Origin of the sequence: Stenotrophomonas sp. Sm10 (genome assembly GCF_030985515.1) — a bacterium.
Taxonomy (GTDB): Bacteria; Pseudomonadota; Gammaproteobacteria; order Xanthomonadales; family Xanthomonadaceae; genus Stenotrophomonas; species Stenotrophomonas hibiscicola.
Genome location: NZ_JAPTFO010000007.1, coordinates 73,939 through 89,520, shown reverse-complemented (window position 1 = coordinate 89,520; position 15,582 = coordinate 73,939). Strand labels below are relative to the sequence as shown.

The following is a 15,582-nucleotide window of genomic DNA, read 5'->3' as shown; positions in this document are numbered from 1 at the left end:
GGCGGAATTGGTAGACGCACTAGTTTCAGGTACTAGCGGGTAAAACCGTGGAGGTTCGAGTCCTCTCCTGGGCACCACGTCGAGAATGAGAAAAACCCGCGAGAGCGGGTTTTTTCATGCCCGGAATCCGGCATCAGAGCAGCGGCCGCAGCACCAGCTCCAGCCCGAGCAACAGCAGGAAACCCAGGAAGCAGCCCCGGAACACCCGCGCACTGATGCGCTGCCGGATCACCTGCCCCAGCCACATGCCCAGCAATGCCGGCAGCACCGCCAGCGCACTCAGCCCCAGCTGCTGGATGCCGAATGCGCCGTGCAGCACCAGGCCGGCGGTCAGCGAAATCGTTGACACCGTGAACGCCAGCCCCAGCGCCTGCACCAGCTCCTCGCGCTGCAACCCCAGCGACTGCAGGTATGGCACCGCCGGCATCACGAACACGCCGGTGGCGCCGGTCACCACGCCCGACAACGCCCCCACCAGCGGCCCCAGCCAACGCTCGCGCCGCTGCTGCACGCGGAACACCGGCGCAAGCAACGCATAGGCGGCATAGACCACCAATGCCACGCCCAGCGCAACGCGCGACCAAGTGCGATCGACCCGCACCAGCAGCGCCGCCGAGCCCAGCGTCACCACCACCACGGCCAGCATCATCGGCCACAGGCGCCGCACGATGCGCTCCAGTGACGGCCCGGACAACAGCTGCCACGCATTGGTGACGAAAGTGGGAATGAACAGCATCGACGCCGCCGACACCGGCGACAGCGTGCTGCCCAGCAGCCCCATCGCCACCGTCGGCAACCCCATCCCAGTCACACCCTTGACCACACCGGCCAGCACGAACACCACCACCAGCAGCACGTAGAAGTACATCGATTCATTCATGCCTTCATTGGATCGGCCGGCCGCTCGGCGCACAATGCGGTGTTTCCGGCCTTGCCTTCGGCTGATCCGAAGGCGCAGCCGTTGCGATGAGGGCATCACATGCGGATGGATATCGCCGACCTGCGCCTGTTCCTGGCGATTGCCGAGGCGGGCAGCATCACGGCCGGCGCAGCGCAGGCAAACCTGGCACTGGCGTCGGCCAGCGAACGCCTGCGCACGATCGAAGCCGATGCCGGCACCGCGTTGTTGAACCGGCACCCCCGCGGCGTCAGCCTGACCGAAGCCGGCGCCGCCCTCGCCCACCATGCACGATTGATCCTGCAGCAGCAGGCGCAGCTGCGCGGTGAACTGCAGGCGTTCGCGCACGGCGCGCGCGGCACACTGCATCTGTATGCCAACACCGCAGCACTGACCAACTACCTGCCTTCGCGGCTGGCACCGTGGCTGGCCGAACGCCCGCGCCTGCACGTGGAACTGCTGGAGCGCACCAGCCCCGAAGTCGTGCGTGCGATCAACGCTGGCCAGGCCGAGGCCGGCATCATCAGTGATGCGGTCGACGCTGCCAGCCTGCAGCAGCACGTGGTCGCCGAAGATCCACTGGTGATGCTGCTGCCCGCAGACCATCGCCTCGCATCGCGGCGCAGCCTGGCCTTCGCCGATGTTGCCGGCGAGACCTTCGTCGCGCTGGCCGACGGCAATGCACTGCAGGCCTACATCGAAGACCAGGCGCGCGACATCGGGCGGCGCCTGGACGTGCGCATCCGCATGAAGACCTTCGAAGGGGTGTGCATCATGGTCGGCCACGACATTGGTATCGGCATCGTGCCGCGGACCATCGCCCGCCAGCACCGGCGCAGCACGCATACCGTCGCCGTACCGCTCGCCGATGCGTGGGCACAGCGTCGCCTGTGCGCCTGTTTTGCCGAGTGGGCGCAGTTGTCATCGGCAATGCGCAGCCTGCTGCTTCACCTGGGCGTGCAGCCGCAGAAAAAGCTTTGAAATGTTGTTGACACATCCTCTGCCGTCCCGCACAATTCATTTCCTGAGTCGCCCAGGTGGCGGAATTGGTAGACGCACTAGTTTCAGGTACTAGCGGGTAAAACCGTGGAGGTTCGAGTCCTCTCCTGGGCACCACGACTCAAGATGATCAAACCCGCGAAAGCGGGTTTTTTCGTTTCCGGGGCCTGGCGAGCGCGGCATCGCAACCGCCACTCGGACTGTCGTATCTCGCACCACCCGGGCGTCGCCTGCGGGTGTATACCTCCCCCCGGCGCGCCGTCACCAGACCTTGAACGCCCCCCTTTTGGGGCGCATTTCACGTTCCCCGTTCAATTCGTACTTTTCCTAGTCGAGATCCACCCGATTCCTTTTCGGTGGGAGGCAGATTTACCGGAGCCGGTTGCAGGTCTATCGACACGACCGGACCAGCGCCCCCCTTTCCCCAAAGGACGCCCCAATGCAGCGCAGCATCATCTGCCCTCACTGCCACACCGGCTCGAACCACGGCGTACGCGTATGCGTGGGGTGCCAGGCCGAGGTCCACTACGGCGCATCGAAGGAGGCCGTAATGTTCGTCTTTGTCGCCGCCATCATCTGCGGCGCACTGGTCGGCAGCCGATTGCAGGCCACTGCCGGCTGGATCACGTGCGGCGCCGTACTTGTGGCGGGAATGTGGGCCATTTCCCGATTGTTCCGTGATCGGGTGGTGTTCAAGCGCGTCTATCGCACGCGCTGAACCTGCGCCGCTGCACTCCCCCAACGGCAGGGCCCGTGCGACCCACGTTGCACAAACAAAAACCCCGCCTTGCGGCGGGGTCAAAATACAGCAGGTGTTTCCAGGGAGTTTCAGTGCCCACCACCGGCGGCCGCACCCGCACCTGCGCCGAATGGCGGCTTGGCCAGCCACAGGAACGTAATGATCGCCAGGAAGATCCAGCCCAGCAGGAAGAAGATGTCGTTGAAGCCCATCTGCGATGCCTGGTGGTTGATCATGTTGTTCAGTACCGCTGCGCCGTGCTGCAGGTCGCCCTGCCCCATCGCCGTGACCTGGTCCTGCATGCCCGGCTGATAGGCCGAGATATGCTCGGTCAGGTCGGCATGGTGCACCTGGGTGCGCCGCGCCCACAGCCACGTCGTCAGCGACGCCGCGAAGCTGCCGCCCAGCGTACGCAGGAACGTGGCCAGGCCGGAGCCCGCCGCGATCTCGCGCCCATCCAGGTCCGACAGCAGGATCTGCAGCACCGGCATGAAGAACAGCGCGACGCCGATGCCCATGATCAGCTGTACGCCGGCCACGTGCATGTAGTCCACCTGCAGGTTGAAGTTCGAGCGCAGGAAACTGGTCATCGACAGCACGATGAAGGCGATCGTGGCCAGCATGCGCATGTCGAAGCGCGATGCATACTTGCCCACGAACGGGGTCATGATCACCGGCAGGATGCCGATTGGCGCCGTTGCCAGGCCCGCCCAGATCGCGGTGTAGCCCATGTCACGCTGCAGCCACTGCGGGATCAGCAGCGCCACGCTGAAGAACGCCGCGTAGGCCACCACCATCGCCAGCGTGCCGGCGCGGAAGTTGCGGTGCCGGAACAGCTTCAGGTCGACAATCGGATCCTTGTCGGTCAGCTCCCAGATCAGGAACACCGTCAGCGTCACCACGGCCACGCAGGCCAGCACCACGATCTTCATCGACGCGAACCAGTCCTCGTCGTTGCCCAGGTCGAGCACCAGCTGCAGCGCACCGACGCCGATCACGAGGGTAATCAGGCCGACGTAGTCCATCTTCGGCTTCTCGATCTGCTCCGGCCGCCCCTTCAGCTGGTTGCCCACCACCAAGGCAGCGAAGATGCCCAGCGGCACGTTGATCAGGAAGATCCACTCCCAGCTGTAGTTGTCGGTGATCCAGCCACCGAGGATCGGCCCGCAGATCGGCGCGACCACCGTGATCATCGCCAGCAGCGCCAATGCCTGCCCACGTTTCTCGCGCGGGTAGATCGAAACCAGCAGCGACTGCGTGATCGGGTACATCGGGCCGGCCACGAAGCCCTGCAGCGCACGCGACACCACCAGCATGCCCATGCTCTGCGCCAGGCCGCACAGCAGCGAGGTGATGACGAAGGCCAGCGTGGCCCAGACGAACAGCTTGCGTTCGCCGAAGCGGCGGCTGAGCCAGCCGGTCAGCGGCAGCGCGATGGCCGTGCTGACCGCGAACGAGGTGATGACCCAGGTCGCCTGCTGCGAACTGGCACCGAGGTTACCGGCGATGGTCGGCAGCGAGACGTTGGCGATGGTGGTGTCGAGCACCTGCATGAACGAGGCCATCGCCAGGCCGACAGTGCACAGTGCGACGCTGGGCGGCAGGAACCCGGAGGCCGCACCCGGCGCCGCCGGTGCGCCCGGAGCGCCGGGCGCGGCTGGAGCTTGTGCGGACATGGCGACCTCAGCCCACCTTCGCCTGCTGCTGCGGCAGGTTGCCCTGGATGATCGTGTGGATCACCTCGTCGGCATCATGCAGCTGCTTGGCATACACGTCGGTGTCGAACACCGTGCCCTTGGCCGGAGTGCTCGGCAGCACTTCGCCCTTCTGGTCGCGCAGGCTCACTTCAGCCTTCATCGACAGGCCGATGCGCAGCGGGTGTTCGGCCAGCTGCTTGGCATCGATGGCGATGCGCACCGGCACGCGCTGCACGATCTTGATCCAGTTGCCGCTGGCGTTCTGCGCCGGCAGCAGCGAGAACGCGGAGCCGGTGCCCAGGCCAAGGCTCTGGATGCGGCCCTTGTACTTCACGTCACCGGCGTACAGGTCCGACTTCAGTTCCACTTCCTGGCCCAGGCGCATGTGGCGCAGCTGGGTTTCCTTGAAGTTGGCCTCGACCCACATCTGCTCGGTCGGCACCACGGCCATCAGGGCGTTGCCCGGCTGCACGCGCTGGCCGACCTGCACCGAACGACGGGCGACGTAGCCGGAGACCGGCGCGACGATGCCGGCGCGGGCGTTGTTGAGGAAGGCCTGGCGCAGCTGCGCGGCGGCGGCCTGCACGTCCGGCTGGGTGGCGATCACGGTGTCGTCGACCAGGGCGCGGTTGCGCTCGACGGTCTCGCGCGAACCGGCCACGGCCGCTTCGGCCGCGGCCAGCTCGTCGCGGGCGTGGGCCAGTTCTTCGTTGGAGATGGCGCCGGTGGCGGCCAGGTCCTTGCGGCGGGCGTAGTCTTCGCGCACGCGCTTCAGGGTCACCTGGCGGGCGTTCAGGTCCGCCTGCGCGCCTTCCACGCTGCGGTACAGGCCGCGGGTCTGGCGCACGGTCTTGGCCAGGTTGGCAGTGGCCTGCTGCAGCGCCACTGCGGTGTCGGACGGGTCCAGCTGCACCAGCAGCTGGCCGCGCTCCACGCGCATGCCGTCATCGGCATTGATGGCGACCACGGTGCCGGCCACCAGCGGGGTGATCTGCACCTGGTTGCCCTGCACGTAGGCATCGTCGGTCTCTTCGAACCAACGGCCGAACATGAAGTACCACAGCGCCAAAGCGGCAAGCAGCAGCACGACGATCACGAACAGGCCGCGCAGCAGGTTGCCGCGGCGGTTGGGGGCGGCCGGGGCCGCGGTGTCTTGGGTCTGGCTCATGTCGGAGATCTTCAGGAATGCGAGGAATCGGAATGGGAGGCGATCGGTGCGCGGTCGGCGTCAGTGGGCTGGAAACCACCGCCCAGCGCCTTGCTCAGGCGCACCGAGGACTGCACCTGCTGCGACTGCAGGCCGGCCAGCTGCTGCTGCGACTGCAGCAGGGTGGACTGCGCGGTCAGCACGTCCAGGTAGCTGCCGATGCCGGCGCGGTAGCGCTGCTGGGCCAGGTCGAAGGCAGCGCGTGCGGTGTCCACCGCCTGCTGCTGCGACTGCGCCTGCTGTGCCAGCGAGCGCACCGCGTTGACCTGGTCGGCCACATCACGCAGCGCATCGAGCACGGTCTGGTTGTAGTTGGCCACCGCCAGGTCGTACTGCGCATCGGTGTTGGCCAGGTTGGCGCGCAGCTTGCCGCCTTCGAAGATCGGCAGGCTCAGCGCAGGGCCGATGTAGGCGAAGGTGGAACTGCTCTTCAGCAGGTCGCTCACATTCGGGGCGACCACGCCGGCCAGCGCGGTCAGGTTGAAGCTCGGGTAGAACTTCGTCTTCGCGACCTTGATCTGCTTGTCGGCCGCTTCAACGCGCCAGCGTGCGGCCACGATGTCGGGGCGACGGCCCAGCAGCTCGCTGGGCAGCACCCCAGGCAGCTGCAGCGCCACCGGGTTCAACGGCTGCGGGCGCTGGATCGACAGGCCACGGTCCGGGCCCTTGCCGACCAGCGCGGCCAGTGCGGTGCGGGCGGCGTCGATACGCTGCTGGGCGGCCTGCACCTGCTGCTGCGCGGCCGGCACGCGGGCCTCGGCCTGGCGCACCTGCAGATCACTGTCGATGCCGGCGCGGCGGCGCTGGCGGGTCAGCTCAAGTGACTTCTGCGAACGGCTCAGCTCTTCCTCGGCCACGTCGTTGAGCTGCCACGCGTAGGCCAGGTCGGCATAGGCCTGGGTGATGCCAGTGGACAGGTTCAGGCGGGCGGCCTGCGCTTCAACGGTGGCGGCGTGCGCACCGTCCACGGCGGCTTCCCAGGCGGCGCGCTTGCCGCCCCACAGGTCCACGCCGTAGCTGAAGTCGAAGGCGACCTGGCTGCTGCCGGCATAATGGCCACCGATCTCGCTGCCTGCCATCGACTCAGGCAGGCGCAGGCCGGTGTAGCCACCAGACACCGACAGGCTCGGCAGTTCGTCGGCACGCGCAGTGCCGACCTGGGCCTGGGCCTGGCGCAGGCGCGCATCGGCGGCGTCCAGGCTCGGGTGGCCGGCCAGGCCCTCGGCGACCAGCGCGTCCAGCTGCGCATCGCCCAGCGCCTTCCACCAGTCCTGCGCCGGGAAGCCGGTGGCGCTCAGGTCGGTGTCGGCCAGGGTGCGTTCGCTGTGCAGGCTGTCCACATCCAGCACGTGGCCCTGCGGATTGAGGCCACGACTGCTGGCACAGGCGGCCAGGGCCAGGGCCAGCGCTGACACCAGCAGCGTGCGCCCGGACCGGCGGAAAGTGAAATGCGGGATCGGGTTCATGGGGTCGTCAAGGAATCGCGGATTCGGGTAAGGAGGGACAGCAGCAGCGTGCGCTCGTCGGTTGAAAGATCACGCAGGGCGTAATCCATCACCGCGTCGCCGCGCAGCTTCAGCCGCGCCCACAACGCGCGGCCTTCATCGGTCAGCACGATCTGCAGCGCACGACGGTCCTGGGCATGCGGTTGGCGACGGACGCAGCCCAGTGCCTCCAGCTTGTCCAGCAGCCGGGTCACGGCGCTGGGCACCTGGTCGATGGCCTGGGCCAGTTCGTTGGCGGTGCACGGCGCCATGTTGGAAAGCACCTTCAACCCGATGTAGTGGGTGAAGCCGATGCCCAGGTCTTCTTCCGCCATGGACGCGTCGAGTTGGCGGACCAGCCCGTCGCGCACCTGGCGCAGCAGCAGGCCGAAGCTGGGGGGAGTGGTTGCAGGACAGATCATGGGGGAGCATTCTCTTCCAAAAAAAATATTTCTCAATGGAAATATTCGATCTGGCATCGAATGCTGTGTTGCAGCAATGGCTGGATCGGTGAAGGCGCCTACCTTAATGACCTGGTCAGCTGGCCCGGTAGTACAATTCAGCCAATGGATGACACATTTCAGCCAGCGGATATGATGAACAAGGCAGAAATCCCCCCTCCCAAGCGCCTGCTGCGCGACGACGCGCTGGACTGGTTCGAGCGCAACGACGGCCCATCGGTGGTAGCCTACCGCTTCGACAGCCCGCAGGGACTGGTCCGTGAGGTGGACTGGCACCATCACCAGCGCGCGCAACTGATCTACGTGGAGCGTGGCCTGCTGACCACCCGCACCTCGCACGGCACCTGGTCGTTGGCGCCGGGTTCGGCCGGCTGGATGCCGCCTCTGGAGCCGCACACGGTCACCCTCGACGGGCCGCTGCGTGGCTGGGGCATGGCGCTGGCCGCACCCGCCTGTGCCACCCTGCCCGCCGACCCCTGCGTGCTGGGCCTGTCCAAGCTGGCGCAGGCGCTGGCCGAGCGCATCTGCGAATGGCCGCTGGGCTATGACACCACGCCCGAGCGCCAGCACATCATCAAGGTGCTGCTGGACGAGATCCGCACCGCGCCGCGTCAGCGCATGCATCTGCCGATGCCCCACGACCGGCGCCTGCTGAAGATCGCCTCGCAGCTGCTGGCCGACCCGTCCGACGAGCGCAGCCTGGCCGAATGGGCCCACTGGGCCGGCCTGTCGCCGCGCAGCCTGACCCGTCACTTCCGCGACGAGACCACGCTCAGCTTCGCCCAGTGGCGGCAACAGGCCCGCCTGTCCGAGGCGTTGCGCCAGCTGACCGAGGGCCGCAGCGTGGCCGACATCGCCCACGCACTGGGCTTCAGCAGCGCCAGCGCGTTCGTCACCGTGTTCCGCCGTCACTTCGGGTTGCCGCCTGGGCGCTACCTGGCGCGGGCCGGGCATGGCCTGGAAACCGGGCTGGACCCAGCACGCGGCTTGGCATCCCCCGCCGCATCCGGATAATCACAGGATTGCGAGCGGCGACCGCCGTCGCCGCCTCCCGACATAGGTAACAACGCCGCATGACCGAACTTGCCCGTCCCGTGTTCCACGGATTCGAACAACTGCCGCTGCGCGAGTACGCCGAACGCGCCTACCTCGACTACTCGATGTACGTGGTCCTGGACCGCGCCCTGCCGTTCATCGGCGACGGCCTGAAGCCGGTGCAGCGCCGCATCATCTATTCGATGAGCGAGCTGGGCCTGAATGCCGCGTCCAAGCCGAAGAAGTCCGCGCGCACCGTCGGCGACGTCATCGGTAAGTACCACCCGCACGGCGACAGCGCGTGCTACGAGGCGCTGGTGCTGATGGCACAGCCGTTCTCGTACCGCTACCCGCTGATCGAGGGCCAGGGCAACTTCGGCTCCAGCGACGACCCCAAGTCGTTCGCGGCGATGCGTTACACCGAATCCAAGCTGACCCCGATCGCCGAAGTGCTGCTGGGCGAACTGGGCCAGGGCACCACCGACTGGGCACCGAACTTCGACGGCACCCTGCAGGAACCGACCTGGATGCCGGCGCGGCTCCCGCACCTGCTGCTCAACGGCACCACCGGCATCGCCGTGGGCATGGCCACCGACGTGCCGCCGCACAATCTCAACGAGATCGTCAGTGCGCTGCTGCACCTGCTGGACAACCCCGACGCCACCGTGCGCGACCTGTGCGAACACGTGCAGGGCCCGGACTACCCGTCCAGCGCCGAGATCATCACCGCGGCCAATGACCTGCGCAACATCTACGAGACTGGCAACGGCAGCGTGCGTGCACGCGCGACCTTCACCAAGGAAGCCAGCAACATCGTGATCACGGCGCTGCCGTTCCAGGTGTCGCCGTCGAAGGTGATCGAGCAGATCGCCGCGCAGATGCGCGCCAAGAAGCTGCCGTGGCTGGAGGACATCCGTGATGAATCCGACCACGCCAATCCGGTGCGCGTGGTGCTGGTGCCGCGTTCCAACCGCGTCGACGCCGACCAGTTGATGGGCCACCTGTTCGCCACCACGGACCTGGAGCGCAGCTACCGCGTCAACCTCAACGTGATCGGGCTGGACGGCCGTCCGCAGGTGAAGAACCTGAAGATGCTGCTCAGCGAATGGCTGACCTTCCGCAGCAACACCGTCACCCGCCGCCTGCAGCACCGCCTGCAGAAGGTCGAGCGTCGCCTGCACCTGCTGGAAGGCCTGCTGGTCGCCTTCCTCAACCTGGACGAGGTGATCCACATCATCCGTACCGAAGACGAGCCGAAGGCCGCGCTGATCGCGCGCTTCGGCCTGTCCGAGGAACAGGCCGAGTACATCCTGGAAACCAAGCTGAAGCAGCTGGCCCGCCTGGAGGAAATGAAGATCCGCGGCGAGCAGGATGAACTGACCAAGGAGCGCGAGAAGATCCTCGGCATCCTGGACAGCAAGGCCAAGCTGAAGAAGCTGATCCGCGATGAACTGACCGCCGACGCCAGGAAGTTCGGCGACGCACGCCGTTCGCCGCTGGTGCAGCGCCAGGCGGCGCAGGCCATCGACGAGACCGAGCTGGTGCCGAGCGAACCGATGACCGTGGTGCTGTCGGAGAAGGGCTGGATCCGCGCCGCCAAGGGCCACGACGTCGATGCATCCGCACTGTCGTACCGTGAAGGCGACGGGCTGCAGGGCGCGGTGCGCGCACGCAGCACCCAGCAGGTCGCGTTCCTCGACAGCGAAGGCCGCGCCTACTCGACGCCGGTGCACACCCTGCCCTCCGCGCGTGGCAATGGCGAACCGCTGACCGGCCGCTTCTCGCCGGCACCGGGCACCAGCTTCGTGACCCTGGCCAGCGCCGAGCCGGACACCCGCTTCGTGCTGGCCTCCAGCCACGGCTATGGCTTCGTCACCCGCTTCGAGAACCTGATCGGCCGCAACAAGGCCGGCAAGGCGATGCTGAACCTGTCGGCCGGCTCGTCGGTGCTGACCCCGTCGGTGGTCGCCAACGTCGCCACCGACCGCATCGTGGCGGTGACCAGTTCGGGCAACCTGTTGGCGATCGCCGCCAACGACCTGCCGGAACTGGACAAGGGCAAGGGCAACAAGATCATCGAGATCCCGAAGGCCAAGCTCGCCACCGAACGCGTCGTCGCCATCGTGGCGATCAGCCCGGGGCAGACCCTGCAGGTGCGCAGCGGCCAGCGCACCATGGGCCTGAAGTTCAACGAGCTCGACGCCTATCTCGGCGCCCGCGCCACCCGCGGCCACCTGCTGCCGCGCGGCTGGCAGAAGGTGGAAGGGCTGTCGGTGGAGTGAGAGCTGGGGCCCTGCCCCTGGCGGGTGTCAACCTTTGTTGACACGCCTCGCCGGGGATCAGACACGAAAAAGCCGGGGCATTCCCCGGCTTTTTCGTTGTCGGCTGGCGGGCGGTGGAGCAGCTGGCTGGCGAAGGCTGGCTGGCGATGCTCCGGTGCTGGCGGGCGACAGAACGCCGTGCTTCTGGTAGAGCCGATTGCTGGTCGGCTGCTCTTTGCTCTTGGTAGAGCCGACTGTCAGTCGGCTGCTTTACCGAAAAGCGGCCGACCAGCGGTCTGCTCTACCGGAAGGCAGCCGAGCATTGGCTCGGCTCTACAAAAAGCGGTGCCGGTCAGTGCGCCGGGGCGCCGCTGCCGTCGATCTTGCTCAGCTGGTACAGCTCCAGGCCGATGCGCTTGATCAGGCCCAGCTGCTGCTCCAGCCACCAGGCGTGGTCTTCCTCGGTGTCCTTCAGCTGCGCCAGCAGGATGTCGCGGCTCACGTAATCGCCCTTCTCCTCGCATAGCTTCATGCCGGCGGCGAGATTGTTCCGAACCGCGTATTCAGTGTCGAGATCCTTCTGCAGCATCTCTTCCACGGTCTTGCCCGGCTCGGTGGCATGCGGGCGCATGTCCGGGTCGCCCCCCAGGAACAGGATCCGGCGGAGCAGCGCATCGGCGTGCTGGGTTTCCTCTTCCATCTCGTGGTTCAGGCGTTCGTACAGCGCGAACAGGCCCTGGTCCTCGTAGCGGCGGGAATGGATGAAGTACTGGTCGCGCGCAGCAAGCTCGCCGCGCAGCAGTTCCTTCAGGCAGGCGATGACGTCCGGGTTGCCTTTCATGAGGGGGCTCCTGTGAATCGATGCGGCATAGGGTGCCGCATTTCAAAGTACGGTGATCTAATCGGAATCAGTCGCAGTTGCGCCTGCGGCTACAATCGGCCCACGAGTTCGGAAAGGACGTGCGATGCGACGTACATGGCGTTGGGTGCTGGGCGTAGTGATCGCCATCGTGCTGGTCACCGCACTGGTCCTGTGGCTGCTGCTGCGCGGCAGCCTGGCCGATCTGGACGGCGAGCATGCGCTGCCGGGGCTGGCCAAGCCGGTCACCATCGAGCGCGATGCGCTGGGCGTGGTCACCATCACTGCGGGCAGCCAGGCCGACGCGATGCGCGCATTGGGCCGCGTGCATGCGCAGGAACGTTACTTCGAGATGGACCTGATGCGCCGCAGCGCCGCCGGTGAGCTGTCGGCGCTGTTCGGACCGAAGGCCATCGACGCCGACAAACGCATGCGCGTGCATCGCCTGCGTGCACGCACCGAAGCGCAGCTGGACGCTGCATTGGGCGACAACGGCGATGCCGTGCGTGCCTACGTGGACGGCGTCAACGAAGGCTTGGCCGATCTCTCCGTGCGCCCGTGGACCTACCTGCTGCTGCGGCAGTCACCGCAACCGTGGCAGGCCAGCGACAGCGTGCTGACCGGACTGGCCATGTATGCCGACCTGCAGGATCCGGGCAATCAGACCGAGCTTGCGCTGAGCCGCATCCGCGCCGTGGTGCCGCCAGCGCTCTACGCGCTGATTGCCCACGACGGTACCGAATGGGATGCACCGCTGTTCGGCGAACCGAGCGGCAATGCTGCCCTGCCCGACGCCAGCCAGCTCCACCTGCGCACATTGAAGGGGAAGTCGGGCACCGAGCAGGAAGAAGCCGACGTCGTCGGCAGCAACAACTTCGCGGTGGCCGGGGCGCTTACCGCCGACGGCCGCGCGATCGTCGCCGACGACATGCACCTGGGCCTGCGTGCCCCCGGCCTGTGGTTCCGCGTGCGCCTGCGCTACCCCGATCCACAGGCTGCCGGCGGCCAGGTCGATGTCACCGGCTTCTCGCTGCCCGGCCTGCCGGCGGTGATCGTCGGCAGCAACGGGCACGTGGCCTGGGGCTTCACCAACAGCTACATCGACACCGCCGATTACCGCTCGGAACCGGCCAATGCCGAGGTGACCGTGCATGAAGAGCGGATTGCGGTGGCCGGCCAGGCCGACGTGCTGTTCCCGGTACGCGAAACCGCCTGGGGCCCGATCCTGCACGCCCATGCCGATGGCAGCGGTGACGCGCTGCGTTGGGTCGCCCACCTGCCCGGCGCGGTGCGGCTGGACTTCGGTGACCTGGCCCGCGCTGGCGATCTGGACGCTGCACTGAAGTTCGCCGACCACGCCGGCATTCCCGCGCAGAACCTGGTGGTCGGCGACCGCAGCGGACGCATCGCCTGGCGGCTGATCGGCGCCCGCCCGGATCGCGGTCCGGGCTGCGCGCCGGCCGGCTTCAGTGCCGGCAACAACCAGGACTGTGCGCCGTGGCCGATCCGCAGCGATGCTTCACCGGCATTGATCGATCCTCCCAACCACCGCCTGTGGACCGCCAACGGCCGCGTCCTCGACGGCGAGGCACTGGCCAGCGTCGGCAACGGTGGCTATGACCTGGGAGCACGGGCGCGGCAGATCCGTGACCTGCTGGCGATCCAGGAGCGCTTCGACGAGCACGACCTGCTGGCGATCCAGCTCGACGATCGCGCGGTGTTCCTGCAGCGCTGGTGGGCCCTGCTGCACGACGTCATCGAGCGCAGTGACGACCCTGCACTGAGGCGTTTGAAGGAGGCCAGCCATCAATGGGACGGCCGTGCCTCGGCCAGCTCGGTCAGCTACCGGGTGGTGCGCGAGTTCCGTACGCAGGTGATGACAACACTGTCCGATGCACTGCTGGCACCGGCCAATGCGCAGCTGGGCGATGACTATCTGGAGCCGCGCCTGGCCCAGCTGGAAGGCGTGGCCTGGCCGATGCTGCAGCAGCGTCCGGCCAATCTGCTGCCACCGGCCTTCGACAGCTGGGATGCGCTGCTGATCGACGCCGCACGCCGCACCGAGAGCGAGCTGGCCAGGCAGGGCCCACTGGCCAAGCGCAGCTGGGGCGAACGCAATACGGCGGCGATCTGCCACCCCATCGCACGGGCGCTGCCGGGCATCGCCAAACACTGGCTGTGCATGCCGGCCGACCGCCTGCCCGGCGACCGCGACATGCCGCGCGTGCAGACGCCGGGCTTCGGTGCTTCCGAACGCATGGTGGTTTCGCCCGGGCACGAGGCCGACGGCATCGTGCATATGCCCGGCGGCCAGAGCGGGCACCCGCTGTCGCCGTACTGGGGCGCCGGCCACGAAGACTGGGTGCATGGGCGGCCGACGCCGTTCCTGCCCGGCAAGGCGCAGCACACGATGACGCTGGTGCCAGCGCGCTGACGGCGGCACCCACATGCCCAAGGGTGCGCTGCACGCTGTAGAGCCGAGCCCATGCTCGGCTGCTTCTGGCGCCGAGCCGAGCATGGACTCGGCTCCACAGAATGTCGGCGCGGCGCTACCGGGTCAGCCCCTGCGCCGCTCGATCAGGTTCAGCAGTGGCCCGGTCATCGCCGTTGTCACCAGCGCCATGATCACCAGCACCGCGAACAGGCGGTCACCGAGCAGGCCAAGTTCGTAACCCAGGTTGAGCACGATCAGCTCCATCAGGCCACGGGTGTTCATCAGTGCACCCAGCCGCCACGCCTCACGGGTGGGCATGCCGGCACTGCGCGCGGCGCTGAAGGTACCCAGCAGCTTGCCGGTCGTGGCCACTGCGATCACCACACCACACAGCACGATGTCGCTGGCCTGCAGCGCGTCGGCGCGCATGCGAAGGCCGGTCATGGCGAAGAACAGCGGCAGCAGCAGGGTCACCGCGAACGGTTCGACGCGGGCCATCAACAGGCCGCGCAGCTGCGCGTTGGACGACACCGCCACGCCCGCAGCGAACGCACCGAACAGCGCGTGGATGCCCAACATTTCGGTGATCAGGGCACTACCCAGCGACAGCAGCAGGATGCCGAGCAGCCAGCGCCCCTCACGGCCCGGCGCAATCTGCTGGCGAGCGAACCACGGCTTCACCAGCCCCAGCATCAGCACCACGAAGGCGACCACGCACAGCAGATTGAGACTGGCCGGCAGCCAGCCGCTGGCCTGTGCCGCCGCCACGATCAGTGCCAGCAGGCACCATGCGGTGGCATCGCCCAAAGCCGCGCAGGCGATGGCGGTCTGGCCCAGCGGCGTCTGCGTGATGCCACGGTCGGCGAGGATGCGCAGCAGCACCGGGAACGCGGTGATGCTCATCGATATGCCAACGAAAAGCGCGAATGCGGTGAAGCCCACGCCCTGCGGGCCGTGCTGCGGGTACAGCCAGATCGCCAACGCGACGCCGAGCACGAACGGCACCGCGATGCCGGCATGGCTGACCGTGAAGGCGAAACGCCGGCGGCCGCGCAGTGCCGCCAGGTCCAGTTCGGCACCGGCCACCAGCAGAAACATCAGCACGCCCAGCTGGCTGAGCATGCCCAGAGGGCCCAGCGAACTGGCCGGGAACAGCGCACCCTGCAGCTGCGGCAGCAGGCTGCCGAGCGCCAGCGGCCCCATCATCAGGCCGGCCGCCATCTCGCCGATCACCGCCGGCTGGCCAAAGCGCTTGAGCAGCGCACCTGCGCCCTTGGCCACCAGCAGCAGCACCAGCAGCTGCAGCAGGAACAGGCCCAGCGGTGACGCCAGATGCCGTGCCCAGCTGCCTTCGGCAGCGACCGTGGTACGCGCAACCGCCTCGGGGGCGGCCGGCCCGGCATAGCGCGCCAGCAGCACGCCGGCCAGCAGCGGGACACCGGCCCAGGCCAGATAACGCCATCCCCATTTCGTGGGCCGCATGCCGCCGCTCGCCTGTACGTCCATGA

At 67.5% G+C, this 15,582-nt stretch carries 12 protein-coding genes and 2 tRNA genes; 7 read left to right on the top strand and 7 right to left on the bottom strand.

Features of this window, described 5'->3' with window-relative positions; genetic code table 11:
• A tRNA-Leu gene (locus O0J15_RS03645) sits at window positions 1-77 on the top strand.
• A 56-nt stretch (window positions 78-133) separates the two neighbouring features.
• On the opposite strand, the gene O0J15_RS03640 is transcribed toward O0J15_RS03645, so the two are convergent.
• Window positions 134-880 (bottom strand): sulfite exporter TauE/SafE family protein, encoded by a 747-nt coding sequence (locus tag O0J15_RS03640; RefSeq protein ID WP_021204127.1) that lies wholly within the window; start codon window positions 878-880, stop codon window positions 134-136.
• 99 nt (window positions 881-979) lie between these two features.
• Here O0J15_RS03640 and O0J15_RS03635 point away from each other — a divergent pair, with 99 nt between their 5' ends.
• The 3 genes from O0J15_RS03635 to O0J15_RS03625 all read left to right on the top strand — a co-directional run bounded on the left by O0J15_RS03635 (window position 980) and on the right by O0J15_RS03625 (window position 2,615).
• Window positions 980-1,879, top strand: a complete 900-nt coding sequence (locus O0J15_RS03635) for a LysR family transcriptional regulator (RefSeq protein ID WP_308305096.1) — start codon at window positions 980-982, stop codon at window positions 1,877-1,879.
• A 50-nt stretch (window positions 1,880-1,929) separates the two neighbouring features.
• Window positions 1,930-2,014, top strand: a tRNA-Leu gene (locus O0J15_RS03630).
• A 322-nt stretch (window positions 2,015-2,336) separates the two neighbouring features.
• Complete coding sequence (locus tag O0J15_RS03625) at window positions 2,337-2,615, top strand: hypothetical protein (RefSeq protein WP_019659096.1); 279 nt, start codon at window positions 2,337-2,339, stop codon at window positions 2,613-2,615.
• Window positions 2,616-2,725: 110 nt separating this feature from the next.
• Here O0J15_RS03625 and emrB read toward each other — a convergent pair whose 3' ends face one another.
• Genes emrB through emrR form a run of 4 tightly spaced genes read right to left on the bottom strand, consistent with a single transcriptional unit; the run spans window position 2,726 to window position 7,446 of the window.
• A complete protein-coding gene (emrB, locus tag O0J15_RS03620) occupies window positions 2,726-4,312 on the bottom strand; it encodes a multidrug efflux MFS transporter permease subunit EmrB (protein WP_019659097.1) in 1,587 nt (528 codons plus the stop codon).
• A gap of 7 nt (window positions 4,313-4,319) precedes the next feature.
• Entirely contained in the window at window positions 4,320-5,501 is a 1,182-nt protein-coding gene (gene emrA / locus O0J15_RS03615) for a multidrug efflux MFS transporter periplasmic adaptor subunit EmrA (RefSeq protein WP_308305095.1), read from the bottom strand.
• Between the two features lie 11 nt (window positions 5,502-5,512).
• On the bottom strand, window positions 5,513-7,006 hold the full coding sequence (gene emrC, locus O0J15_RS03610) for a multidrug efflux transporter outer membrane subunit EmrC (protein ID WP_019659099.1): 1,494 nt from the start codon (window positions 7,004-7,006) through the stop codon (window positions 5,513-5,515).
• Window positions 7,003-7,446 (bottom strand): multidrug efflux system transcriptional regulator EmrR, encoded by a 444-nt coding sequence (gene emrR, locus O0J15_RS03605; RefSeq protein ID WP_019659100.1) that lies wholly within the window; start codon window positions 7,444-7,446, stop codon window positions 7,003-7,005. The genes emrC and emrR overlap by 4 nt, the downstream gene beginning before the upstream one ends.
• 171 nt (window positions 7,447-7,617) lie before the next feature.
• On the opposite strand from emrR, the gene O0J15_RS03600 reads away from it, so the two are divergent.
• On the top strand, window positions 7,618-8,499 hold the full coding sequence (locus O0J15_RS03600) for a helix-turn-helix transcriptional regulator (protein ID WP_308305094.1): 882 nt from the start codon (window positions 7,618-7,620) through the stop codon (window positions 8,497-8,499).
• Window positions 8,500-8,558: 59 nt separating this feature from the next.
• Window positions 8,559-10,802, top strand: a complete 2,244-nt coding sequence (parC, locus tag O0J15_RS03595) for a DNA topoisomerase IV subunit A (protein WP_308305093.1) — start codon at window positions 8,559-8,561, stop codon at window positions 10,800-10,802.
• A gap of 331 nt (window positions 10,803-11,133) precedes the next feature.
• On the opposite strand, the gene bfr is transcribed toward parC, so the two are convergent.
• A complete protein-coding gene (gene bfr / locus O0J15_RS03590) occupies window positions 11,134-11,622 on the bottom strand; it encodes a bacterioferritin (RefSeq protein WP_005415872.1) in 489 nt (162 codons plus the stop codon).
• A gap of 124 nt (window positions 11,623-11,746) precedes the next feature.
• On the opposite strand from bfr, the gene O0J15_RS03585 reads away from it, so the two are divergent.
• Complete coding sequence (locus tag O0J15_RS03585; protein ID WP_308305092.1) at window positions 11,747-14,074, top strand: penicillin acylase family protein; 2,328 nt, start codon at window positions 11,747-11,749, stop codon at window positions 14,072-14,074.
• 123 nt (window positions 14,075-14,197) lie between these two features.
• On the opposite strand, the gene O0J15_RS03580 is transcribed toward O0J15_RS03585, so the two are convergent.
• Complete coding sequence (locus O0J15_RS03580) at window positions 14,198-15,580, bottom strand: cation:proton antiporter (protein ID WP_308305091.1); 1,383 nt, start codon at window positions 15,578-15,580, stop codon at window positions 14,198-14,200.
• Between the last annotated feature and the right edge of the window lie 2 nt (window positions 15,581-15,582).

Excerpts from the sequence above, each read along its gene's own strand:
- O0J15_RS03640 (WP_021204127.1), bottom strand. The coding sequence starts at position 880 with ATGAATGAATCGATGTACTTCTACGTGCTGCTGGTGGTGGTGTTCGTG.
- O0J15_RS03635 (WP_308305096.1), top strand. The coding sequence starts at position 980 with ATGCGGATGGATATCGCCGACCTGCGCCTGTTCCTGGCGATTGCCGAG.
- O0J15_RS03625 (WP_019659096.1), top strand. The coding sequence starts at position 2,337 with ATGCAGCGCAGCATCATCTGCCCTCACTGCCACACCGGCTCGAACCAC.
- emrB (WP_019659097.1), bottom strand. The coding sequence starts at position 4,312 with ATGTCCGCACAAGCTCCAGCCGCGCCCGGCGCTCCGGGCGCACCGGCG.
- emrA (WP_308305095.1), bottom strand. The coding sequence starts at position 5,501 with ATGAGCCAGACCCAAGACACCGCGGCCCCGGCCGCCCCCAACCGCCGC.
- emrC (WP_019659099.1), bottom strand. The coding sequence starts at position 7,006 with ATGAACCCGATCCCGCATTTCACTTTCCGCCGGTCCGGGCGCACGCTG.
- emrR (WP_019659100.1), bottom strand. The coding sequence starts at position 7,446 with ATGATCTGTCCTGCAACCACTCCCCCCAGCTTCGGCCTGCTGCTGCGC.
- O0J15_RS03600 (WP_308305094.1), top strand. The coding sequence starts at position 7,618 with ATGATGAACAAGGCAGAAATCCCCCCTCCCAAGCGCCTGCTGCGCGAC.
- parC (WP_308305093.1), top strand. The coding sequence starts at position 8,559 with ATGACCGAACTTGCCCGTCCCGTGTTCCACGGATTCGAACAACTGCCG.
- bfr (WP_005415872.1), bottom strand. The coding sequence starts at position 11,622 with ATGAAAGGCAACCCGGACGTCATCGCCTGCCTGAAGGAACTGCTGCGC.
- O0J15_RS03585 (WP_308305092.1), top strand. The coding sequence starts at position 11,747 with ATGCGACGTACATGGCGTTGGGTGCTGGGCGTAGTGATCGCCATCGTG.
- O0J15_RS03580 (WP_308305091.1), bottom strand. The coding sequence starts at position 15,580 with ATGGACGTACAGGCGAGCGGCGGCATGCGGCCCACGAAATGGGGATGG.